Below are 22,735 nucleotides of genomic sequence, written 5' to 3'. Positions count from 1 at the left end.
TGCTAAGGCAGCTCTTTTTTTATGCAGTGATCAAGCTCCGGTGCGAGCTTTGTTTCGACACACATTTCATCGCCACGGATGTTAAAACGGACCATGCCGTGCTCTGAAGTATCAAAAATCCGCGCATGCGTGAGCCGCCCGGTCACTTCAGGATGCGGGTGCCCGTACCTGTTATCCACTCCGGCGGATATGACCGCATAACTGAAATCGGTATTCTGGATAAACCGTTCTCCTGTCGAGGTGTTTGAGCCATGGTGTGCCAATTTTAATACATCCATCTCAAGATGACCATACATTTCAATCATCTGCGCCTCCATCTCTGTATCTGTATCCCCGGTGAACAGGAAATTGAACCTTCCGGTATTCACCATCATCACAAGTGAATGCTGATTTGAGTCATCGCCGCCGGGATTCTCCTCCGGGAACAGCTTTTTCATCCTGATACCTCCAATATCCACCTCTTTTGTTTCCATGGCATTGACAAAATGCCCTTCATAATCACCGACACCCTCTGTCTGATACCAATCCAAAAACGCCGGGTCTCCCGGATTTACATAGATATGCCCGACCTGCACATTCTTCAGGATATGCTGAGCTTCCCCTGTATGATCCAGGTCCATGTGTGACAGGACCATCATATCCAGACGGTCGATTCCGGCTTCCTTAAGATAGGGAAGGACTGTTTTCTCGGACAGCGGGAAGCCGTTTTCCTCCGGATAGAACTTACCGCCTGTATCTATCAGAACTGTTGCATTATTCCTGTGGTCTTCCACGATAAACGCATCACCCTGACCTACATCCACCATCGTGACGGTATAGTCATACCACGAAGCCTTGTCCAGCATAATGATGCTGAACATGAATAACCCTGCATACATGCATATTCTTTTGAAACTGCCAAGACAAATCTCCCTCATGATCATATATGACAGGACGCTGAGCACTATGAGCCAGACAGCATTGGGACTGTGAACAGAAAAACGGTGCCTGAAAGAGCTGGACAGAAAGAGAATCAGCTCCCTCAACCCCGCAAATACAAAATGATATATTTCATCGGCAAAACCCGGAAAGACAGTAAATGCCATGAAGTTGTAGATGATGACCATCGGAAAGATAAGGAAAGAGAACAGCGGTACAAAGATGAAATTCATGACCAGGCCGCTGACACTTATTTCATTGAACTGCTGAAGTACAACTGTAAGTGTCGAAACTTCGGCAATGGCTGTTATAGCCATCAGCTGGACCAATGGTGTTTTGTCCTGCCAGTACGGCCGGCTCAGTATTATGAGATAGGTAGTGATATAGGAAAGCTGGAACCCGGCATGGTACATCACCCATGGGTTGTACATGATTTGTATGATTGCAGTGACCGAAATCACCGTCAGATAGGGTTTGGCCCTGAAGAACGAAGTGATAATCAGGATGATGGCCATCAGAACTGCCCTAAGGACACTCGGGCTGAAGAAATTCAGCATGAGGAACAGCAGCAGACAGATGATCATGATTATCTTTATCATATTTATCGTCAACCGCATACGCTTGAGCACAAAGAACAATATACCGCTGACAAATGCGACATGGGTGCCTGAAATGACATACAGATGATATATGCCAAGCTTCTGCAGAGCGTCAAAAAAATCCGGAGTGATGTAGGATTTATTGCCGATTGACAACGTGAGGATATCGAAGGCATAGTCATACTCCGATCTGGAGAGCATCCTGCTTATATATTTATCCCTCATGACGGATAGATGCATACCGAATGTCATCTCCGTCCCGGCACAATCGGCCTGTTCGATGCTATCATGATAGATGCGCCCGTCCAGCCCGTTCATTTTCATGTTAAGGCGTTCGTCCCTCTTTATGAAATTACGCTCCTCGCCGGGCACCGTGACCCGGAAGGCATCGCTGCATGTTTGTCCGACCGCAAGTTTCACCGGCTCATCCAGGAACATGTCATATGTTTCCTCACCGTTTGTCACAACATGGGCAATACCGTCCCTGTAATACTTGTATCCTGTGACGGTCACATGCCCCACACGGTCCTCTTCAATATTATCAGGCAATAAAAAAACAGCCGTCATGGTGAAGGCTGTGAGCAGTAGAAATGCGCTGACTATTTTTACAGAATGGAATTTCCGCCAGGCGATTGTAATTGAGACCAATATAAAAAAGATCCCCACGGAAGGGGATCCAAGACTGATGTAGCCGTTGATCATGGACAGAAAAGTCAGAAAGGCAATCATACGATGCTCTCAAAATAATGGGCGACACGCTCATTATCGAAATCGATGCGTTCGTAATGGACTCCCGTCTTATCCAGAAGATACAGGGCATACTCATGATTCTTGTAGTCCCTGGCATAATATATATTGCTGATGCCGGCCTGTATGAGTGATTTCGTACAGTGTACACATGGAAAATGGGTAATGTAGACACTAGCCCCTTCTGTTGATACACCGAACTTCGAGCATTGCAGCAGTGCGTTGATCTCAGCATGGATGGTGCGTATGCAGTGTCCGTCCTCGAGGAGACACCCCACATCAATGCAGTGATCCTCACCGGATACGGAACCGTTATATCCACCCGCTATGACGCGGTTTTCCTTAACGATGGTTGCACCCACTTTCAGCCTTTCACATGTGGACCTGAGGCTGAGCAGGTGACTTTGTGCCAAAAAATAATCATGCCAGTCGATTCTCAAAATTATCCCCCGCTTCTCTCTTTTAATCTATTGTAATATATGGTTTGAGACTTTCAAAAGTTTTTTCTCCGATTCCCGGTACATTCATCAGATCCTCGGGCGCCATGAACAATCCACTCTCCTCCCGGTAATCGATGATAACCTGCGCCTTCTTCTCCCCGATTCCGTTCAGGCTCGTAAGCTCCGGAACACCGGCGGTATTTATATTGACTGTATCATTCCCCTCATCTGTCCGGGATCCGAAGCCGGCAGCCGGGTCGAATTTCCCGGTCTCGCCTTTCTTAGGCACATAGACCACCATCTCATCTGCCAGTTTCATCGACTGGTTGACAGTCAGAAGATCGGCACCGGCATCAGGCTGAGCCATTTCCAGCACATTCTTCACCCTGGCATCCTTCGGCATTTCAAAAACGCCGGGGTACTTCACCGCCCCCTTCACTTCAACAAAGATGCTGACATCCAAAGGCTCAGCCGGCGCCTCTTCACTCTCTTCAGTGAAATCCTGGACGGGGAACGGCTCAACCGCCTCAGCCCCGTGGTCACCGGAAAAAAACAGAAAAGCCAGGGCAGCAGCAGCGACGAGAAAAAGCCCGCCCGCAATATAGAGATTGTAACGCTTCCAGAAAACCTTGATATCCATGATACTCCTCCTTAAAAAAGCTCTTTATATATATATATGGATAAAAAGGCCTGATTTGATTATTTCTTTCGTCAAATAAATAAAATAACTCAAAAAAACTTTGCAACCTAAGGGTCACAAAGTTTTTTTGACAACATAGAACACTCGGTCGCAGACCTCGGTCACTGCATTGTCCATATCAAAATCACTGAATGCAAAGTCCAGTGTCAGACCGGCATCATCAATCATCCTGATCATATCCCTATGCCTGTAGGTCCGCTGGGCATGCGTCTCACTGAAGCGCCTGTACATACTGCCACTCTCTTCATCACGAACAAAGAATGTCATGTCATGGATGACGGACAAGGGACACTCACCGGGTATTGCATGCCATATATAGGTGATATGTTCCGTTTCGTCACTGTATGTGACACCATTCAGTTCATTCTCCATCTTGTATGCGCTGTGTATATCAAAGATGAAGACACCGTCATCCGACAGATGCTTTTTCACCTGAGTGAAAACCTTCATCACTTCCTCGGGATCCTGGCAGTAGTTCAGTACGTCCACTGTGGCACAGATGACATCGAATGTCCTGTCCAGTTCAAAATACCGCATGTCATCTGTAAAATACCCGATGTCTTCCGGTCCCTTCTCCCTGGCCTGTGCAACCATGTACCCGGACTGGTCGAATGCGGAGATGTCTTCATACTCAAGCATTCCGGTAAGGTTTCCGGTCCCGCAGCCGATATCGAGCAATGAACGGCGCCCGCCCTTGAATTGATGGATGATATCGAGCCAGAGTGCATACGGCATATCATATGTCAGTTCATCATAGTACCTGCTGAATTGTCTGTATGCTGCCTCAGACTTCAACATGCTCACCATTCTGGAACAGTCGTTCAAGGTTATAGTAGTCGCGTTCAGGTTTGTGGAATACATGGATGACGACATTGTCAACATCACACAATATCCATTTCGCCTCCCTGTAGCCCTCGACCACAGGTTCTATGCCGTAATCCTTCGCGACCTCCTTGATTTCGTCAGCGATCGCCTGTACCTGCCTGTCGGAAGTCCCGTGACAGATGATATAATAGTCGGTCACACTGCTCGTTTCAGTCACGTTGAATTTCATTATATCTTCAGCACGCTTATCATCACATGCTTCGATCATCAACTGCAAAAGCTCTTCACTCTGCATCGTTTCACTCCTTCACCATATTATAGTAGTTCAGACACTCCACGGTCCTCATGTAGACCGGCCGGTCCTTTGCCACCAGGTGCAGTATGTTCGCTTTGGTAATTTCATATACTGCGAAATCCAGGTCCTGTTTTTCAAAAACGATATCACGGATATAATCGACACCCGGCTGGCTCCTTTTTGGTTCTATATAGTCTGCGACGAAAATGATTTTCTCGTTCAGCATCATCTGGGCTCTGCCCGAAGTATGATTCGTGATCGCCTGGAATATCTCCTCATCCTCGACGCCGAATTCCTCTCTCATCCTGACAGCCGCCACCGGCCCGTGCAGCACTTCCGATTTGAAGCCCAGAAGGTTCGGGTCCAGTTCATATCCGGTCACATACTGGTACATGTCGCTGAGCTCGTCGTATTTTGAATAGTCATGGAGCATGCCTGCCAGATAGCATTTATCCGCATCGCCTTCAAAGATCTTTGCCATCTCTTCGGCAGTTTCAGCCACACGTCTGGAATGTTTATATCTCTTTTCCGGCAGCTTCTCTTTCACAAGCCTGACTGCTTCCTTACGCTTCATACAATCTCTGCTCCTTTATATAGTCATGGACAGTGTCATTCAGCTGATGGCGCACTATACCGCCTTCAGCAATGCGTTCCCGTATGATCGTCGAAGAAACTTCCACGACCGGCTGCTGGACCCAGATGAAAGGATCTTTCACCGTCACTTCCTCGGAAGCCCGGGCCATCACAGCAAACCTCATCAGTCTGAGCAATCCATCGTTATTATGCCATTTATCAAAATCAAGATACTGATCCACTCCCATGAGGAAATAAAGTTCATCCTCCGGGTACTTTTCCGAAAGGTACGAAGCGGTGTCGTAAGTGTAGCTGACACCCTCCTGTTCCAGCTCAAAGGTATCGATCTCCATGAAATCATAGACGTCTGTAGCCCGGTGCAGCATTTCCAGACGGTGTGCATCTCCTGCAGGGGAGACTGTTTTAAGCGGTGACTGCCGTGCCGGCACGAAAATGACCCTGTCCAGGCCGAGGGCGATCTTCGCCTCCACGACTGCATGCACATGCCCGATATGGACCGGATCAAAAGTCCCGCCAAAAACGGCCATCTTCATGACAGTTCGATTTTCCCGGCTTTTTCCGACTGTTTGTAGAGGATGATCGTATTGCCGATGACCGTCACTATGTGACTCTCTGTGGCATCACTGATCTGTTTCGCGATATCATCCTTGTCTTCAAGACAGTTCTGCAGCACCGAAATTTTTATAAGTTCCCTTTTCTCCAGAACATCACTGATCTGTTCCGTGAAATTTTCATTGACCCCGTTTTTTCCGACCTGAAAAATCGGACTCAGATGATGTGCCTTGGATTTGAGCTGCTTCACTTGGCGTGAAGTTAAATTATTCATGATTTACCTCCAAAATATTCCTTGCATTTTTTATTTGCCGCGGCGTAATCGCCCGCTTCGCCGGTCCATATGGTATAGGCATCCATTGCCTGTGAAACCAGCATCGGCAGGCCATTCATCGCATTTCCTTCATTAAAGCGGGTCAGAAACGGCGTCGTTTCCGGCTGATATATCAGGTCCATGCCGATGGTCCCGTCTTTGATGATGGAACCTGGAATACCCATTACCGAAAATACATCTTCATGCTTCATGCCGACTGGTGTTGCATTGATGATTGCGTCATACCGCGCGTCTTCCTGTATATCACTTATGAGCAGTCTGGTGAAGTCCTCCGTGTTGAACCGGTTGAAGCTCTCCCGGCGTCTGGCTGCCACAGTCACCTCGTCGCCATGGTCACTGTGCGCCTTCTGGACAGCTTTCGCAGCACCGCCGGCACCGATGATCAGTACGCGGCGCTTCTTTTCTCCGAAACGCCCTGTGAATGCATTCATGTACCCGGAAATATCTGTATTATAGCCCTTGAAGACACCTTTTACTACAGAGACGGTATTGACGGCGCCAATCAGCTTCGCACCGTCGTCCACGGCATCCAAAAACTCCATTATGCTCTCTTTATGGGGGATTGTCACGTTGAATCCATCGAGCGATTCCTCTTCTGCGATTTCCCGGATGAACTTGAGCTGGCCCGGGGAGATGTCCAGTGCCTTATACTCATCCGAAGTCCCTTTTGCTTCAAAATTTGCCCGATGGATGAGCGGGGACAGCGTATGGGCAATCGGATGACCTATTACTGCATATCTACCCATCATACCCCACCTTTAAATATAGTCGGTCTTAAAACGACATCCACGCCTTTCGGCACTCTTACGCGCACTGTGGCTCCAGGGCCCGTGGAGATGAAAGCCAGTCCGCTGATTGATATGTCACTGTCTGCGTCTGTAGTGAATTCGAACTCCGAAAACTCTTCAGAGAGGTACGGCCGGTCAATTTCCGGCGGAGCAAGCAGGCCATTGTAATGCCTGTCATAGAATTCATCCGCATTGCGAAGTTTGGTCCTGTGGATGTTCACCTTGTCGGAGGCATACACATTGAAACTGCTGCGGCCGCCGTCAGTGAAGTCGATGCGGGCAAGGTTTGAGATGAACAGGGTCTGCCCCGGGTCGAGCTGGAATCCCTTGGATTTTATCTCTTTGCCCGGGGTGATGTACTTCAGTGAATCCTTATGAACATAATGGGCCATCTGTGAGTCCACCACGACGCCCGGTGTGTCGAAGATGTAGGAATCCCCGCCGAGCGGTATATCGATGAGATCGAGTGTTGTGCCCGGGAATTTGCTTGTGGTGATGACCTCTTTGTCACCGGTGGTGTTTTCGATCAGTTTGTTGATCAGTGTCGATTTCCCGACATTTGTCGTGCCGACCACATATACATCCTGCCCGCGGGCGAGGTCTTGCATCTTCCTGACCAGCATGTCTATGCCCTCGTTCTTTTTCGCGCTGATGACGACGGTATCGACCGCTTTGATGCCGGCCTCGCTGAGCATGTGCTTGGCCCTGTGCACGACTCTGTTCCTGTTGACGGACCGCGGCAGCAGATCGATCTTATTGATGACTGCAAGCACCTTCTTATCACCGACAATCCTGTTGAATGACGGAATGATGCTGCCATTGAAATCAAAGACATCGAGCACTTTCACAATCAGGCCGTCCGTCTCGTAAAGTGCATTGAGCATCGCCATGAATTCCCCTGAATCCACATCCAGGTCCATCACTTCATTGTAGTGCTTCAGGCGGTAGCACCTTTTGCATATTGCGTCTTCGCGGCCCATGCCGCTTGCCGGTATGAAGCCCGGTTTCGTTTCGTCCTCCGACTGCAGCACAGCGCCGCAGCCGATACATTTAAGCTGTTCCAAATTTCATTCCCCCCAATTGATCAGACCTTTCCGGTCGAAGTACTTCATGATCCGCCTCTCTATCCTGCGGTTGAGCAGCGTCGCCCAGCCGTCTTTCTTTTTGACCGGCAGGACGAGTATGCTTTCGAGCCCCGCCCTGTTGGCGCCGAAAATATCAGTCATTAGCTGGTCGCCGACCATCACAGTGGATGACGGTTCGACATCCATCATGCGGACTGCTTTCCTGAATGATTTGCCCAACGGCTTGCCTGCGCTGAATATATAATCGATGTCATGCGGATCGCAGAATCCGCTCACCCGGGTCCTGTTGCCGTTGGATACGATCGTCACTTTGATATCATGGACATTCAGCGTCTTGAACCAATTGATGACCACATCATTGGCATGCGCTTCATCAAATCCGACAAGCGTATTGTCAAGGTCGGTAATCACCGCACTGATGCCACGTGCCTTCAGGTATTCAGGCGTAATGGAGTAAAAATGCTTCACATAATCACTGGGCAGGAAATATTTTTCCAAGAGCTTCACTATATTGCACCTCTGATGAGTTTTCCTATATTTTAACACAAAATTAAAAGCGCCTTAATAAATTAAGGCGCTTTATGGATTATTCAACGATTTCATTATCCTCTGTTTCAGTATCCCTGTATACAAGGTATCCGATAACGACTGTAATGACGATTGAAATGATCATGAGAAAAAGCATGGATATCCCTCCAAATTACAAGTCCTTCAATAATGATTTTACAACTTCAGACGAATGAATACAAGCTTTCGCTAAAAATTCATCATATGTCATATCCGCGCTGTCATCGGCTTTATCGGAAATCGACCGGATGATGACAAATGAGGTCGAGTACTGGTAGCATGTCTGTGCAATGGCTGCAGATTCCATGTCCACCGCAAGTGCCTGCCTGAAGTTGTTTGTAATCGCCTGCTTCTGCCCGCTGCTGCTTATGAATGAATCCCCGCTCACGACGAGGCCGCCGTGGCCTTTGATATCCGGGTTGCTGCTGATCGCCTCAAGCGCAAGCTTGGAGAGCCCTTTGTCCGCAAGATAGAACTTCGGCATGCCCGGCACCTGGCCGAGGTCATAACCGAACTCGACCGCATCCACATCATGATGGAGTACAGAAGTGCTCACAACCATATCCGTCACATCTAGTTTGTCAGACAGGGCACCCGCGACTCCGGTATTGATGACGATGCGCACATCATACTTCTCAAGCAGCAGCGCGGTGATCATGCTCGCATTCACTTTGCCTATGCCGCTTTCTACAAGGGCCACTTCACGGCCTGCAAGCTGTCCCCGGTACACCTTGGTATGGGCAATGCTGTCCGTGGCGCTGATATCCATCCACTCCTTCAGGATATCAACTTCAGGCTTCATCGCACCGATGATTCCTATGACCGTGCTGTCAGTCAATGGAAACGATCTTGACTTTCATGTCATTGCCGTTCGGGAGCGGAACGTTGATCTCGTCTTTGAGCTTTGCACCCAGCAGTGCCTTTGCGATTGGCGACTCATTGGAGATTTTCCCTTCGAACGGGTTCGCTTCCGCGCTCCCCACAATCTGGTATTCCTCTTTGTCCCCGTCGGGAAGCTCAGTGAATGTCACAGTGTTGCCGAGCTGCACTTCGTTTTTGTTGTTGTTCTCTTCAATGATCTTGGCATGGCGGATCATGTCCTCGATCTTGGTGATCTCCTGCTCTACGAATCCCTGCTCGTCTTTGGCGGCGTCGTATTCGGAGTTCTCGGAAAGGTCGCCGAAACTCCTGGCCACTTTTATCTTTTCCACCACTTCAGGACGCTTGACCGTCTTGAGCTGCTCAAGCTCCTCCTGCAGTTGTTCATAACCACTCTGCGTCATCGGAAATTCTTTTTGCATGTCCATCATAATTCCTCCATAAAATTCTTTGTTTTAGCTGATTCTAATTGTTTATCAATGTTCTTATCTTGGTTGTTATCAGGTCGATTGCGACATTGTTCTCCCCGCCCTCGGGGATGATGACATCGCTGAAACGTTTTGTCGGCTCGATGAACTGGAGATGCATCGGGCGGACAACCGTCAAATACTGGTTGATGACGGAATCCATCGTCCTGCCGCGTTTTTCGATATCACGCTGCATACGGCGGAGGATCCTGATATCAGAATCAGTATCGACATATAGTTTCACATCCATCAGATTCCTGAGTGTTTCATTTTCGAGGGCAAAAATCCCCTCGATGATGATGACATCCCTCGGTTCGACCAGAATCGTCCTGTCACTTCTCGTATGGATTTCGTAATTGTACGTCGGCACTTCCACGGCCTTCCGGTCCAGAAGCTGCCTGACGTGAGAAATGAGCAGATCGTTGTCGAACGCGAAAGGATGGTCATAGTTGGTCTCAAGACGCTCTTCGAAAGTTTTTTCACTCTGATCTTTATAGTAGTAATCCTGTTCGATCAGAACGACGCTGTGACCATCCAGTGCCTCCATTATTTTTCTGGTAACCGAGGTCTTCCCAGATCCGGACCCCCCGGCTATCCCAATGATCGTCGGTCTGTTCATGCGTTCTTTCCCTCTTCCTGTTTACTGATGATAAGCAGCCCGTCCCCGACTGGAAGGAATGATGAGAGCATCCCCGATGCGGCAATCTTTTTATTGAACGCATCGACTTTCTCCTTCATGCGCCGTCTGTTCCTCGACTGGATTTCCTCTTCGACCACGAGGCCCCGGAGCAGAATATTATCCACTATGATGAGCCCCCCGTCTTTTACAAACGGGCTGAAGTTTTCGAAGAAGTATTCATTGTTGCCCTTTGATGCGTCAATTAACAGCATGTCGAACGGCCCTCTGAGCATTTCAGGATCGATTTCTTTGGCGTCCCGGAGTATCGGATCGACTCTCCCGGCCACTTCATATGTCCCGAAGAAAGCTTTCGCCGTCCTGTGGCTGTCCGCATCCTTCTCTATCGTCACGACTTCCACGTCGTCACTGACAGAAAGCATATGCAGCGCACTGTAACCGATTGCAGTACCAATTTCAAGTATGCGTTCTGCGCCTGTAAGGTGCATATGATGCTTCATCACCTGCAGGGCATCGGGATCCATGATCGGTACTTTGTGCTCCCTGGCATAAGCGAGCACGTCAGGGAACAGTTCCGGTCTGCTGTTCATACTCTCAATATATTCAAATATTTCCATGTCCTCACCACATATAAAAAATACAACTGATAACTTTCGTTATCAGTTGCTATATTTATCACAATTCATAGTAGCACAGTTTATATCACTTGAAAAGGTGATTTTCACCAACTACTCCTGATTATTTATATATTTTTCCCTGTTTTCAACATGTTCTTCGAAAGTCCGGGCAAAGTGATTGTTGCCCTCGCTGTCGGCAAGGAAGTAATAGTAATCAGTATTCGAAGGGTTCATCGTGCTCTGCAGCGACTCGAGTCCGGGTGACGCGATCAGCCCCGGCGGCAGGCCGGTATGAATGTAGGTGTTGTAAGGGTCCTCGACCTCTAGGTCCTCGAACAGTGTACGTTCCTGATGCTCGCCGAGCGCATAGAGGACCGTCGGGTCCGTCTGCAGCGGCATCGCCGGGTTTTCGGACATCCTGTTCAGGAAAACGCTGGCGATCTTGGAACGGTCTGCAAGCGAAGTCGCCTCTTTTTCCACCAGAGATGAAAGTGTCAGGAATTCATGGAACGTGAGCTCCTTGTTTTCACCTTCCAGATTGATGCTGTAGCTGTCCACGGAGTTATAGACACTGTAGCTGTTGGTCTGTGTCGCATCCAGCATCTTGCGGATGAGGTCTTCAATTTTCGGTTCTTCCTCTGTTATGTCGTAGGTGGCCGGATACAGATAACCTTCAAGCGGGTACTTCACATCTTCATCGAGTATTTCATCAGACAGCATTTCAGGATATTCCTCGATCAGGGATCTGATGAACTCCTCATCCTCCATGAGTTCCATGAAGCGGTCTGCTGCAACCGGCAGCTGTTCTTCAGCCTGGGCCGCAATCTCTTCGACCGAATAGCCCTCCGGCACTGTCAGACGGTACAGTACTTCCTGATAGATGCGTCCCGTCTCCAGTGTTTTGGCAATCTGCTCGAAGTCCATGCTCGGTGACAGTTCGTATTCCCCGGCATGATAATCAGTGATGCTGTTGAGTTTGAGGAAATACTCAAACATCATGCCATTCCTTATGATACCTTCATCTTCCAGCTGCTGCCCGATCATCCCAGCTGATGATCCCTGTTCGATGACAACCTGTTTTGTCTCGGTCGAATTGGCATCGAGAGGCTCAGAACCTGATTTTATGTACATGTAAACAACGATTGCTGCAATGATCAGGCCAATTGCCAATATTCCGATGACGAACAATGACAGGTAGGAAGATACATTCTTTGAAAATTTGATATCATCATTTCTACTCATATAAAACTCCTATCCCAAAAATAGCTTCCAATTCTCATTGGAAGCCATTCTGTAACCTTTTGCAGATGACCTACTCTTCCGGGTCATCCATCTGGGTGTTGACCACTTCTTCGATCATATCCCACTCATCATCTGTTTCAACCGGCAGGAATTTCCCGCCTTCGCCGTCTTCATCGGCAACATTTATCATCGGGATGAGTTCAATCTCTTCATCATCATTTGAGAAGTTGCCCTCTTCTGCGAGAATGACATAGTCCTTCTCGAATTCAGGATGGTGGAATTCAAGCATTTTGCGGTACAGCACTTCATTGCCTTCCTCGTCGTACAACGTAAGAAGCTCTTCTTCCTGGTTAAAATCCATTTCTTCCTGACTCATTGGTTATTCTCCTTTAGCCGGATTATCAAGGAAGCCCTGCAGTATGAATACTGCGGCCATCTTGTCGATCACAGCTTTCCGTTTTTTGCGGGAGACGTCCGCTTCAAGCAGCGTTCTCTCGGCACCCGCGGTGCTGAGACGCTCATCCCATAATAGTATTTTAACATCTGGCATGCTGTTTTCAAGCAATTTACTATAATGGATGGAACGCTCACCGCTCTCGCCTATGGAGTTGTTCATGTGCTTTGGCAGTCCGACCACAATGGTGGATACATCATTCTCTTCTGTTATTTTCACCACTTCATCAATGCCGAAATGACCATTTTCAGAATCAATTTTCAGAGTCGTCAAACCCTGGGCCGTCCATCCCAGTGCGTCACTGAGGGCGACCCCGACTGTTTTGGTGCCAACATCCAGGCCGAGCGTCCTAGTCATTTATCTCCCGCTCGATATACGTCCTGACCAGAACTTCCATGATCTCATCGCGGTCCACGTGACGTATGTGGTTCCGTGCTTCGTTATGGCGCGGAATATAGGCCGGATCGCCACTCTGGAGATAGCCGACAATCTGGTTGATAGGATTATAGCCGCGTTCCTCCAGGGTGTTATAGACATTGGCGAGTATTTCTTTGACATCGTGTGCCTGTGTATCTTCAACATTGAACTTCATCGTTTCGTCAAATTGATTCAAAATCAGCACTCCCATCCTACTAGCATTTATATTCTATTATAGCATTTCTGGATGCCTAGAATGAACTTTTAATGTGGTTTTTGGCCAATTGTAACGCAATTGTTATATTCGAAGGATCTGTTCCGCCGCCCTGGGCCATATCCGGGCGGCCGCCGCCTTTTCCGCCGACGGCTTCCGCCATCTCCTTCATGATATCTCCGGCCCTCACTGTGTTGGTCAGCTCTTTCGGGACGGTTACGACAAGTGAAACCTTGCCTTCATTCTGGGATGCAAGTGCGATGACTGCGTCCTGGGCTTTCGACTTGATGTTGTCCATCGTTTCCCTGAGCTCTTTCGCACTGCCCGCCGGGACTTCTGCGGCGATTACACGCACGCCTGCGACCGTTTCCGCCAGCTCATCGATATTGCTGAGTTTCTCATCCTGCCTCCTGGCCTTGAGCGACTTGTTTTCTTCTTTCAGCTCACGGATGTCTGCCTGGACTGAATCCACCTTTTTCACGACCTGGCTTTCCTTCACTTTCAGTTTTGCGGCGATTTCATTCAGCCGTTCCTCTTTTTCCTTGTAGACATCCGCTGCATATCTGCTCGTCACCGCTTCGATCCGGCGCACACCTGCACCGATGCCTGATTCTGAAACGATCTTGAACAGACCGATTTCTGCAGTGTTCCTGACATGTATGCCGCCGCAGAGTTCCACGGAGTATTCGTCAATATCAACGACACGCACGACATTGCCGTATTTCTCGCCGAAAAGCGCCATTGCGCCTTTCTCCTTTGCTTCCTCGATCGGCATTTCAGAGATATGGACTTCAAGATTTTCGTATATCTTTTCATTCACAATCTCCTCGATGGTTTTTATTTCTGCGTCGGACAGGCCTTCGAGGTGGGAGAAGTCAAAGCGCAGACGTTCACTCTCCACAAGGGAGCCGGCCTGGTTCACATGGTCGCCGAGCGTATCCTTGAGCGCCTGGTGAAGCAGGTGTGTCGCTGTATGGTTCTTGATGATGAAATTGCGCTCATCACGGCTGACAGCGAGTGTATAGGTCTCGCCCGTATTGATCGTACCGCTGAGCAGTTTTGCGACATGTACATTCTGGCCGTTCGGCGCTTTGTAGACGGATGTGACTTCAAGTCTTGAGTCCCCGCTCTCAATGGTGCCTTTGTCAGCCACCTGTCCGCCGCTTACAGCATAGAACGGTGTCCTGTCGAACAGAAGTTCAACCTCACCCGTCTCCGCCAGCGAATCAAGCGCATTATCGTCTTTGATGATATGGGTGAGGACAGCTTCCTCTTTTTTGGACTGATAGCCTGTGAACTCACTCGGTTCAGTGATGCCGGCGAGCGTTTCAGACTGCACCTGCATGGATTCACCCGATTTCCTGGCATTCCTTGCACGTTCGCGCTGCTGTTTCATCTCCTCGATGAAGCCTTCCTCGTCCACACTGAGCCCGTCCTGCCCGGCATATTCCTGGGTCAGTTCATACGGGAAGCCGTATGTGTCATAGAGGCGGAATGCATCTTCACCTTTGATGACCGAATCGTTCTTTCTCGCTTCATCACGCAGACCCTCATATATGCGGATGCCTTCATCGAGCGTGACGAGGAAGCGTTCCTCCTCCTTCTTGATGACTTCCTTGATGAAGTCACGGCGCTCGCGTACGTTGGTGTAGAATCCGCCCATGACATCCGCCACGGTGTCGGCAAGCTCGTACATGAACGCGCGTTTGATATTGAGATCCTTGCTGAACCGTACAGCGCGCCTGATGAGGCGGCGCAGGACGTAACCGCGCCCTTCGTTTGAAGGGAGCGCCCCATCCGCCACTGCGAAGCTGACAGTCCTTATGTGATCGCTGATCACTTTGAATGCAGTATCCACCGCTTCATCCCGGCCGTACCTGCTGCCGCTGATTTCCTCAAGGGAGGCAAGAATCGGTGTGAACAGGTCCGTATCAAAGTTTGTCGGCGCCTCCTGGATGACGCTGGCAAGCCTCTCGAGCCCCATGCCGGTATCGATGTTTTTTTTCGGAAGCGGTGTATATGACCCGTCCTTGTTGTGATTGAATTCACTGAACACCAGGTTCCATATTTCAAGATACCTCTCGTTCTCGCCGCCCGGGTACAATTCCCCGGCCGGTGAATCCAGTTCGTAGGACGGGCCCCGGTCATAGAATATTTCACTGTTCGGTCCGCACGGACCTTCCCCGATGTCCCAGAAGTTGCCTTCGATACGGATGATGCGGGAAGGCTCAAGGCCGATATCCTCGCTCCATATCCTGTACGCATCTTCATCCTCCGGATGGATTGTCACGTACAGGAGATCCGGATCGAAGCCGATATATTGCTTATTCGTCAGGAAATCCCATGCATATTCGACCGCTTCCTTCTTGAAGTAATCCCCGATTGAAAAGTTGCCGAGCATTTCAAAGAAAGTATGATGGCGGGCGGTGAAACCGACGTTCTCAATATCGTTCGTGCGGATCGCTTTTTGGGCATTCACGATTTTCGGATTCTCCGGTATCACCCGGCCGTCAAAATATTTTTTCAGCGTCGCAACACCCGAGTTTATCCACAGCAGGGAGTCATCGTCAATCGGCACAAGCGGTGCACTCGGCTCCACCATGTGATCCATATTTTTAAAGTATTCAAGGAAAAGCTCCCTTAATTCGTTGCCTGTTCTTTTTTTCATGTGTATCACTCCATATCCAAATTTACGAAATAAAAAAAGACCGCCCCAAGAAAATGGGACGATCTGGACCGCGGTACCACCCAAGTTATGGCCTGAGCCATCACTCCTGTATTATCACGTTGTACCGGAAAACAGCACGGTGACGGACGCATCATTGTTTCCACCAGCCACAATGTCTCTGTCCAGGGCGCATCGCCAACTCGATTTTCCAGCTTTCTTGACTCTGATTATAGATATTCAGACCCCGCCTGTCAATTGAAATCATAGGGGGATACTTCCCCCATGTTGATCATCGCCGGGATTTTCATCATATTCTCCCCGGTCAGTACGGTATCCTCTTCCGGCAGGCCGTCTTCCTGCTGTTCAGCTTGGACCCCGAACAGTGAATGGATCATTTCCAGGAGCGAGGTGTTGCGTTCTATCCCCTCGCGGCCGAGTGCATCGTAGAAAGCTTCCGCATCACCGCAGATGATGAGGGATTCCCTGGCACGCGTAATCCCTGTATACACGATATTCTTCATCAGCATATGATAGTAGCTTTTCACAACAGGCATGATGACGATCGGATATTCACTGCCCTGGGCCTTATGGATGCTGGTACAGTAGGCATGGGACAGCTCCGTCAGTTCTTTCCGTTCGTAGGCGATGTGGATGCCGTCGAAATCCACCATGAGCGTATCCTTCTCTGCCTCGTCCTGATCCTTGAACAAGATGGATTCGATTATGCCGGAGTCGCCGTTGAATACGTTGTCCTCGCCGCGGTTGACGAGCTGGATGACTTTATCCCCTTCGCGGAAGATGACATCGCCAAATTCGATTTCACTCTTGTCATCCTCTTTGGGATTGAGTATCGTCTGCAGTATCTGGTTGAGTTTGGATATGCCGGCGTTCCCCCTGTAGATGGGGGCGAGGACCTGGATATCCCGCATGTCATACCCCTTGCCGACCGCCTTGTCGACGACCTTTTCGATAAGGTCCGGTATCTGATTGACCCGGGCCGGGATGAAGAGCCGGTCGCTGAATTTCTGAGTGATGTCCATCGGTTCGCGCATTTTTATCTGATGGGCGAGACGGATGATGGATGAGCCTTCACCCTGCCGGTAGATGGTGTCGAGCTCTGTTACAGGAACGACTTCCGATGCGATCAGATCTTTGAATACTGTGCCCGGACCCACCGAAGGCAGCTGGTCGCGGTCGCCGACGAAGACGAGGATCGTATACGGTTTGACATTTCTCATGAACTGGTAGAACAGCCATGTATCGACCATGGACATTTCATCGATGATGATCAGTTCCGCATCAATTTCCGCATCGATGATCTCATCCTTGCCCGTGTCCATCCCCCAGCCGATGAGCCGGTGGATGGTTGACGCCCCGATGCCTGCAGTCTCGCTCAGCCTTTTTGAGGCGCGGCCGGTCGGCGCTATCAGCCGTATCGGGTACTCATCCTTTTCGTAATCCTCATAGTCTTTGAGCTTATGCAGCCGGTGATAGGCATTGATGATCCCTTTGACGATCGTCGTCTTGCCTGTTCCCGGCCCGCCGGTGATGATCGAAATCTTCCTGGTCAAGGCAGAGATGATCGCTTCCTTCTGCCTGGTGTTGTAGTCGATGCCGAAATGTTCACCGATTTCAGCGACCATATCCCCCGCCTTCTCCCCGCTGATCGAGATGTCCGTCCTGTCGTTGATCAGACGGTAGATCTGTTCGGAGGATTTATATTCCGAGTAGAACAGTGAGGGGATGTAGATGCGGCCGGAATACTCGACAAGCTGGTCGCGGTCCGAAAGCGTCGCGATCGCCTGCTTTATTTCGTCATCAGTGAAATTGCGGCTGCCGTTCCTGCTGAGGAGCTCATCGGCAAGCGCGATCAGCTCTTCCATATCGATATAGGTGTGCCCATCACCCATAATCGTCGATTCCATCACGTACATTATGCCGGCCTCAAGCCGGCCCGGGTCGTTCATGGCGATTCCTGAGGATATCGCAATCTTGTCGGCAGTGGCGAAACCGACCCCTTCAATATCCATCACAAGCCTGTACGGCTCTTTTTCGATGATGTCCATCGTCTCATCCTGGTAGGTCCTGAGGATTTTGGCACTCATCCTGGGGCCGAAGCCGAGCTCCGTCAGTTTGATCACCGACTGCTCGGTCTGCCGGTTTTCCAGAATCGTACGGTGGATCATCTCCATCTTGCTTTTCTGCAGTCCGCCGACATCCTTAAGAACAGAAGCATCATCCGATATCTTCTCAAGCGCATTCACCCCGAGTGATTCCACGATTTTTTTGGCAGTCTTTTCACCGATCCCGGGGAATGTATCACCGGAGAGGTACTGGATGACCCCCCGCACAGTATTCGGCAGCTCCTTTTTGAAGGAATCTGCACTGAACTGCTCGCCGTACCTTGCGTGGTTGGTGATCTTTCCGGAAAAACGGTAGGAATCACCTTCCGAGACGGCATGAAAATACCCCGTCACAATGGCTTCGTCATTGAAATGGGTGTTGGTCTCGCTTATATTCACTTTGAGGACAGCAAAACGCGTCTGTTCACTCATGAATATGACGCGTTCCACTTCCCCTGTGATATATATATCATCATAGATTGTCGACTGTTCCATCCGGGATCACTTTCCTTGGGGGCTTTACTCGGTATCTTTCAGGTTTTTAATGGCGTTGTGCGCCAGATGATGGTCTTCCTGTATATCTTTGGCCTTCTCAAAATGAATGATGGCCGCATCTTTGTCATCATACTTCATGAGCTTCAACAGCCCCATATTGTACTCCGCATCGGCATGCTGTTCCCTGTCCGTCACTTTGCCGAGCAGCTTTTCAGCCGGGTCGTAAAGCCCCAGCTGGCAGCAGAGCAGCCCGTACTGGAAACTGATGACAGTGTCCCCGGGCTTCGCGTCGTGCGCCGCTTCAAAGAACTGCAGCGCCTTTTCAGATGCTCCAAGATGCACATGCGACATCGCCAGCATGAAGTTCAGGTCGGCATCCCCGCTGTTCCTCGCGTATGCGAGCAGGTACAGCCGCACTGCCTCCTCGTAACGGCCGTGGTCGTAGTATAGATTAGCCAGTGAGTAAAAAGCGCTGGTGCTGCCTGAATTGAGAGAAACCGCCTTCTGGAAAAAGCGTTCCGCCTCCTCATCCTTGCCCGCACGGTGCAGCATGTTGCCGCCGTTGATATAGTGAGCTTCCTCCTCCGGCTCTTTTTCAATCGCCGCAAAAATCGCCTCTATCGCCTCTTCCGTCCTACCTTCGGTTATCAGTGTCTCATAGTCAAGTGCCATTATCCAAGATACTCCAGCACTTTGGCATCCTTGAACACACGGTCGATCGTCGCGCCGCCGAGGCATACATCGCCGTCATAGAGGACGACAGCCTGCCCCGGTGTGACCGCACGGGCCGGCTCATGGAAATCCACTTTGATCGCATCGGCGCCGAGACGTGTCACTGTGACCGGCACATCGTCCTGGCGGTATCTGAATTTCGCTGTACATTCGAATGTTTCCGGCACGTCATTGATCAGGTTCAGCCCGGATGCCTCCAGGCTCGAGGAACTGAGTGCGGGGTTATCGTACCCGGACACGACATACAATTCATTCGTCTCAAGATTCTTACCTGAAACAAAATAAGGTCCGCCGTCTCCGCCGATGCCGAGGCCCTGACGCTGGCCGATCGTGTAGTACATCAGGCCGTCATGCCGCCCTTTGTCTTCACCGGTATCCATTTCTATCATGCGGCCCGGATTCGCCGGGAGATAGCCGCTCAGGAACTCCTTGAAGTCCCTCTCCCCGATGAAGCATATGCCTGTGGAATCTTTCTTGTCTTTGGTCGCCAGGTCATATTTCTGCGCAAGCTCCCTCACTTCCGGTTTGTTCAGATGGCCGAGCGGGAACATGACTTTCGACAATTGATCGGTGGAAAGCTGGTTCAGGAAGTATGTCTGATCCTTTTTGTTATCCACGCCGCGCAGCATCTTCACCCCGTCCTCATCACGGATGACCTGTGCATAGTGGCCCGTTGCCACATAATCTGCACCGAGTTTCATCGCGTGATCCAGAAACGCCTTGAATTTGATTTCCTTATTGCACATTACATCGGGATTCGGCGTCCTTCCTTTTTTATATTCATCGAGGAAGTACTGGAAGACCCTGTTGTAATATTCCTTTTCGAAATTCACGGAATAGTACGGAATGCCGATTTCCTCGGCCACGAGCCTCACATCTTCATAGTCGGTCGTCGCGGTGCATACACCGAATTCATCCGTATCATCCCAGTTCTTCATGAAAATGCCTATTGTGTTGTAACCCTGTTCCTTCAGCAGTTTGGCGGTTACGGAGCTGTCCACGCCGCCGCTCATGCCGACCACTACGGTAATATCTTTGTTATCCAATTCTTTCATTCCTTTCAAATCGGCTTTCTATGAAAGCCTTTCATATATATCCTTGAGAGCTTCTGTTATCGTGTCTATATCCTCTTCCTCCATCAGATGGGAAAAGCTGAAGCGCACCGATTTTTTGACGCGTGCGTCTTCGCCGAACATCGATTCAAGTACATGCGACGGTTCCACGGTGCCTGCACTGCATGCCGAACCGCCGGAAACATAGATGTCCGCCATGTCGAGTGCGGTGAGCAGGAATTCCGAATCAGCCCACGGGAAATGGATGTTGATGATATGGCTTGACGCCTGATTGACATCGCCGTTCACTTCAAATGGGATTTCTGCATGGGTCATGTTGTTCAGGAATTTCTCTTTCAGCTGCATCTCTTTGATGCTGCGCACTGTCCTTTCCGCATCCGCCTTTTTCATCGCTGCCGCCATTGCACCTATGAACAGGCTGTTCTCAGTGCCGCTCCGCCTGCCTTTTTCATGGGAGCCGCCGGTGATCATCGGGGAGAGGACCACATCTTTTTCCCTGTACAGCACACCGATACCTTTAGGCCCGTATATCTTATGGCCGCTCAGGGTCAGAAGATCCACACCGAGCTCCTTTACATCGATGCCCACGTGGCCGAATGCCTGGACGGCGTCAACATGCAGCTTCGCACCATGTTCCGCCAGAATTTCGCCGATTTCATATATCGGCTGCATTACGCCGGTTTCGTTGTTCACAAGCATGACAGATACAAGTGCAGTATCTTCTCTCAGCGCCGCTTTGAGCGCGGCGGTGTCGACTGTACCTTTGTCTGTTGCCGGAATATACGTCACCTCAGCCGCCTCTTCCAGCGCTTCATATGTGTTCAGCACAGAAGCGTGCTCTATTTCAGTCGTTATGATATGTGGATGATCAAAACGCGACACGATGCCCCTGATGGCGAGGTTGTTCGCTTCGGTGGCACCGCTGGTGAATGTGATTTCGGAAGGATGCGCATTCAACAGGCCTGCTGCCTCCCTGCGGGAGTGCTCGAGTTTAGCTTTTGCACGCTTGCCCACTTTATGAATGCTTGACGGATTGCCGAATTCCATCGAATCCTCAAGCATCTGCTCCATGATTTCCTTATCCATCGGTGTCGTTGCCGCAAAGTCTGCATATACTCCCACTTCCATTCACCCTCCGCTTTTCAAATAGATTTAATTATACACTAAATGATTTTAACATGGAACAGCCGTTTTTAATACTTTCCAAACCGTTTATTAGACAAAATAAATCCTTTGGCTGATAATTATTTCTATAGAAGGAGGAATAAAAGCCATGCCAAAAAAAATATCCGCATCCCTGCTCAATCTTGTACCCGTCCGCGAGGGCCACGGTGTCAGTGACGCAATCGCTGATATGGTCGACCTTGCGAAGCACGTCGACGGCTCTGGATACACAAGATACTGGGTGGCGGAGCACCATAATACGACATCCATCGCATCATCAGCCACAAGGCAGCTGATCCATCATATACTCCACCACACAGAAAACATCCGTGTGGGCAGCGGCGGCGTCATGCTGCCGAACCACTCGCCGCTCATCGTCGCTGAGGAGTTCGGCACGATGCAGGCGATATTCGGCGACAGGCTCGACATCGGCCTCGGACGCGCGCCAGGCACTGACATGCGGACCGCTGCTGCGATCAGAAGGAATAACCATGACGGGGTCTACACTTTCGGCTCGGAAGTTGAAGAGATCCGTGATTTCCTCTCGGACAGGGAAACCCAGGTCGTGGCGTTCCCCGGCAACGGCGCCAATATCCCACTCTATATACTCGGGTCCTCCACGGACTCTGCACATATTGCAGCGCGCCTCGGCCTGCCGTATGCGTTTGCCGCCCATTTTGCACCGGGACAGATGGAGGAAGCCTTCCGGATCTATGAGGCGGAATTCGAGCCGTCGGACCAGCTGTCGGAACCTTACAAGATCGCATGCCTCAACGTCATCTGCGCGGATACGGACGAGGCGGCAAAGTATTTGAGCACCACACTCTCCCAGTTCGTGCTCAATGTCATACGCGGCGGACGCAAGAAACTCCAGCCGCCGGTGGATGACATGGAACCGCTCTGGTCTCCTTATGAAAAGCAGGCGGTGGAGGGCAGGTTCCCGGTGGCGATGCTCGGCGGCCATGACACTGTACTGGAGAAGCTCAGACTGTTCCAGACCCAGTTCAATGTCGATGAAATCATGGCGGTCAGCTACATTTATGACAAAGATGCCCAGAAACGTTCCTATGATATATTCGAAGAAGTCGTCTCCAAATACAATGGATAGC

General features: G+C 50.1%; 25 protein-coding genes. 1 reads left to right on the top strand and 24 read right to left on the bottom strand.

Going from position 1 to position 22,735, the window contains the following annotated elements; translation table 11 throughout:
- Nucleotides 1-2: 2 nt before the first annotated feature.
- From WN59_RS01075 to WN59_RS00960, 24 genes are all read right to left on the bottom strand, one after another.
- Entirely contained in the window at nucleotides 3-2,246 is a 2,244-nt protein-coding gene (locus WN59_RS01075) for a DNA internalization-related competence protein ComEC/Rec2 (RefSeq protein WP_046511264.1), read from the bottom strand.
- Entirely contained in the window at nucleotides 2,243-2,707 is a 465-nt protein-coding gene (locus WN59_RS01070; protein ID WP_046511261.1) for a ComE operon protein 2, read from the bottom strand. The genes WN59_RS01075 and WN59_RS01070 overlap by 4 nt, the downstream gene beginning before the upstream one ends.
- Nucleotides 2,708-2,726: 19 nt before the next feature.
- Nucleotides 2,727-3,344 carry a helix-hairpin-helix domain-containing protein gene (locus tag WN59_RS01065; RefSeq protein WP_046511258.1) on the bottom strand — a complete coding sequence of 206 codons (618 nt, stop codon included), beginning with the start codon at nucleotides 3,342-3,344 and terminating at the stop codon, nucleotides 2,727-2,729.
- A gap of 114 nt (nucleotides 3,345-3,458) precedes the next feature.
- Nucleotides 3,459-4,202: a class I SAM-dependent DNA methyltransferase gene (locus WN59_RS01060; RefSeq protein WP_046511257.1), complete on the bottom strand. Its 744-nt coding sequence runs from the start codon at nucleotides 4,200-4,202 to the stop codon at nucleotides 3,459-3,461.
- On the bottom strand, nucleotides 4,189-4,524 hold the full coding sequence (rsfS, locus tag WN59_RS01055) for a ribosome silencing factor (RefSeq protein WP_017548785.1): 336 nt from the start codon (nucleotides 4,522-4,524) through the stop codon (nucleotides 4,189-4,191). Before rsfS ends, WN59_RS01060 begins: the two co-directional genes overlap by 14 nt.
- Nucleotides 4,525-4,528: 4 nt before the next feature.
- Nucleotides 4,529-5,098, bottom strand: a complete 570-nt coding sequence (gene yqeK, locus WN59_RS01050; RefSeq protein ID WP_046511254.1) for a bis(5'-nucleosyl)-tetraphosphatase (symmetrical) YqeK — start codon at nucleotides 5,096-5,098, stop codon at nucleotides 4,529-4,531.
- Nucleotides 5,088-5,651: a nicotinate (nicotinamide) nucleotide adenylyltransferase gene (gene nadD / locus WN59_RS01045; RefSeq protein ID WP_046511251.1), complete on the bottom strand. Its 564-nt coding sequence runs from the start codon at nucleotides 5,649-5,651 to the stop codon at nucleotides 5,088-5,090. Before nadD ends, yqeK begins: the two co-directional genes overlap by 11 nt.
- A complete protein-coding gene (yhbY, locus tag WN59_RS01040) occupies nucleotides 5,648-5,944 on the bottom strand; it encodes a ribosome assembly RNA-binding protein YhbY (RefSeq protein ID WP_046511247.1) in 297 nt (98 codons plus the stop codon). Before yhbY ends, nadD begins: the two co-directional genes overlap by 4 nt.
- Nucleotides 5,941-6,750: a shikimate dehydrogenase gene (gene aroE, locus WN59_RS01035; RefSeq protein WP_046511244.1), complete on the bottom strand. Its 810-nt coding sequence runs from the start codon at nucleotides 6,748-6,750 to the stop codon at nucleotides 5,941-5,943. Before aroE ends, yhbY begins: the two co-directional genes overlap by 4 nt.
- Nucleotides 6,750-7,856 carry a ribosome biogenesis GTPase YqeH gene (gene yqeH, locus WN59_RS01030; RefSeq protein WP_046511241.1) on the bottom strand — a complete coding sequence of 369 codons (1,107 nt, stop codon included), beginning with the start codon at nucleotides 7,854-7,856 and terminating at the stop codon, nucleotides 6,750-6,752. The genes aroE and yqeH overlap by 1 nt, the downstream gene beginning before the upstream one ends.
- Nucleotides 7,857-7,859: 3 nt before the next feature.
- Nucleotides 7,860-8,384, bottom strand: a complete 525-nt coding sequence (locus tag WN59_RS01025; protein ID WP_046511238.1) for a YqeG family HAD IIIA-type phosphatase — start codon at nucleotides 8,382-8,384, stop codon at nucleotides 7,860-7,862.
- A 193-nt stretch (nucleotides 8,385-8,577) separates the two neighbouring features.
- Complete coding sequence (locus tag WN59_RS01020) at nucleotides 8,578-9,282, bottom strand: 5'-methylthioadenosine/adenosylhomocysteine nucleosidase (protein WP_052747211.1); 705 nt, start codon at nucleotides 9,280-9,282, stop codon at nucleotides 8,578-8,580.
- Nucleotides 9,275-9,751 carry a transcription elongation factor GreA gene (gene greA, locus WN59_RS01015; RefSeq protein ID WP_046511235.1) on the bottom strand — a complete coding sequence of 159 codons (477 nt, stop codon included), beginning with the start codon at nucleotides 9,749-9,751 and terminating at the stop codon, nucleotides 9,275-9,277. Before greA ends, WN59_RS01020 begins: the two co-directional genes overlap by 8 nt.
- A gap of 37 nt (nucleotides 9,752-9,788) precedes the next feature.
- Entirely contained in the window at nucleotides 9,789-10,409 is a 621-nt protein-coding gene (gene udk / locus WN59_RS01010) for a uridine kinase (protein ID WP_046511231.1), read from the bottom strand.
- The gene (locus WN59_RS01005; protein WP_046511228.1) at nucleotides 10,406-11,044 is read right to left on the bottom strand and encodes an O-methyltransferase; all 639 of its coding nucleotides are present in this window, start codon (nucleotides 11,042-11,044) and stop codon (nucleotides 10,406-10,408) included. Before WN59_RS01005 ends, udk begins: the two co-directional genes overlap by 4 nt.
- Nucleotides 11,045-11,155: 111 nt before the next feature.
- Complete coding sequence (gene mltG / locus WN59_RS01000; protein WP_046511225.1) at nucleotides 11,156-12,286, bottom strand: endolytic transglycosylase MltG; 1,131 nt, start codon at nucleotides 12,284-12,286, stop codon at nucleotides 11,156-11,158.
- Nucleotides 12,287-12,356: 70 nt separating this feature from the next.
- Nucleotides 12,357-12,662 carry a DUF1292 domain-containing protein gene (locus tag WN59_RS00995; protein ID WP_017548772.1) on the bottom strand — a complete coding sequence of 102 codons (306 nt, stop codon included), beginning with the start codon at nucleotides 12,660-12,662 and terminating at the stop codon, nucleotides 12,357-12,359.
- 3 nt (nucleotides 12,663-12,665) lie between these two features.
- Nucleotides 12,666-13,097: a Holliday junction resolvase RuvX gene (gene ruvX, locus WN59_RS00990; protein ID WP_017548771.1), complete on the bottom strand. Its 432-nt coding sequence runs from the start codon at nucleotides 13,095-13,097 to the stop codon at nucleotides 12,666-12,668.
- Nucleotides 13,090-13,353, bottom strand: coding sequence for an IreB family regulatory phosphoprotein (locus WN59_RS00985; protein ID WP_017548770.1), 264 nt, complete (start codon nucleotides 13,351-13,353; stop codon nucleotides 13,090-13,092). Before WN59_RS00985 ends, ruvX begins: the two co-directional genes overlap by 8 nt.
- Nucleotides 13,354-13,408: 55 nt before the next feature.
- Entirely contained in the window at nucleotides 13,409-16,039 is a 2,631-nt protein-coding gene (alaS, locus tag WN59_RS00980) for an alanine--tRNA ligase (protein WP_046511218.1), read from the bottom strand.
- A gap of 251 nt (nucleotides 16,040-16,290) precedes the next feature.
- Nucleotides 16,291-18,657 carry an SF1B family DNA helicase RecD2 gene (gene recD2, locus WN59_RS00975; protein WP_046511215.1) on the bottom strand — a complete coding sequence of 789 codons (2,367 nt, stop codon included), beginning with the start codon at nucleotides 18,655-18,657 and terminating at the stop codon, nucleotides 16,291-16,293.
- A 24-nt stretch (nucleotides 18,658-18,681) separates the two neighbouring features.
- Complete coding sequence (locus WN59_RS00970) at nucleotides 18,682-19,329, bottom strand: tetratricopeptide repeat protein (RefSeq protein WP_046511212.1); 648 nt, start codon at nucleotides 19,327-19,329, stop codon at nucleotides 18,682-18,684.
- Complete coding sequence (gene mnmA / locus WN59_RS00965; protein WP_046511210.1) at nucleotides 19,329-20,435, bottom strand: tRNA 2-thiouridine(34) synthase MnmA; 1,107 nt, start codon at nucleotides 20,433-20,435, stop codon at nucleotides 19,329-19,331. The genes WN59_RS00970 and mnmA overlap by 1 nt, the downstream gene beginning before the upstream one ends.
- Nucleotides 20,436-20,462: 27 nt before the next feature.
- Nucleotides 20,463-21,590 carry a cysteine desulfurase family protein gene (locus tag WN59_RS00960; RefSeq protein WP_082099078.1) on the bottom strand — a complete coding sequence of 376 codons (1,128 nt, stop codon included), beginning with the start codon at nucleotides 21,588-21,590 and terminating at the stop codon, nucleotides 20,463-20,465.
- 145 nt (nucleotides 21,591-21,735) lie between these two features.
- On the opposite strand from WN59_RS00960, the gene WN59_RS00955 reads away from it, so the two are divergent.
- On the top strand, nucleotides 21,736-22,734 hold the full coding sequence (locus WN59_RS00955; protein ID WP_046511207.1) for an LLM class flavin-dependent oxidoreductase: 999 nt from the start codon (nucleotides 21,736-21,738) through the stop codon (nucleotides 22,732-22,734).
- Nucleotide 22,735: the final 1 nt, after the last annotated feature.

Source organism: Salinicoccus sediminis, assembly GCF_000986795.1.
GTDB lineage: Bacteria > Bacillota > Bacilli > Staphylococcales > Salinicoccaceae > Salinicoccus > Salinicoccus sediminis.
The sequence above is the reverse complement of the archived record's forward strand: the minus strand, read 5'-3'. Positions and strand labels throughout refer to the sequence as shown.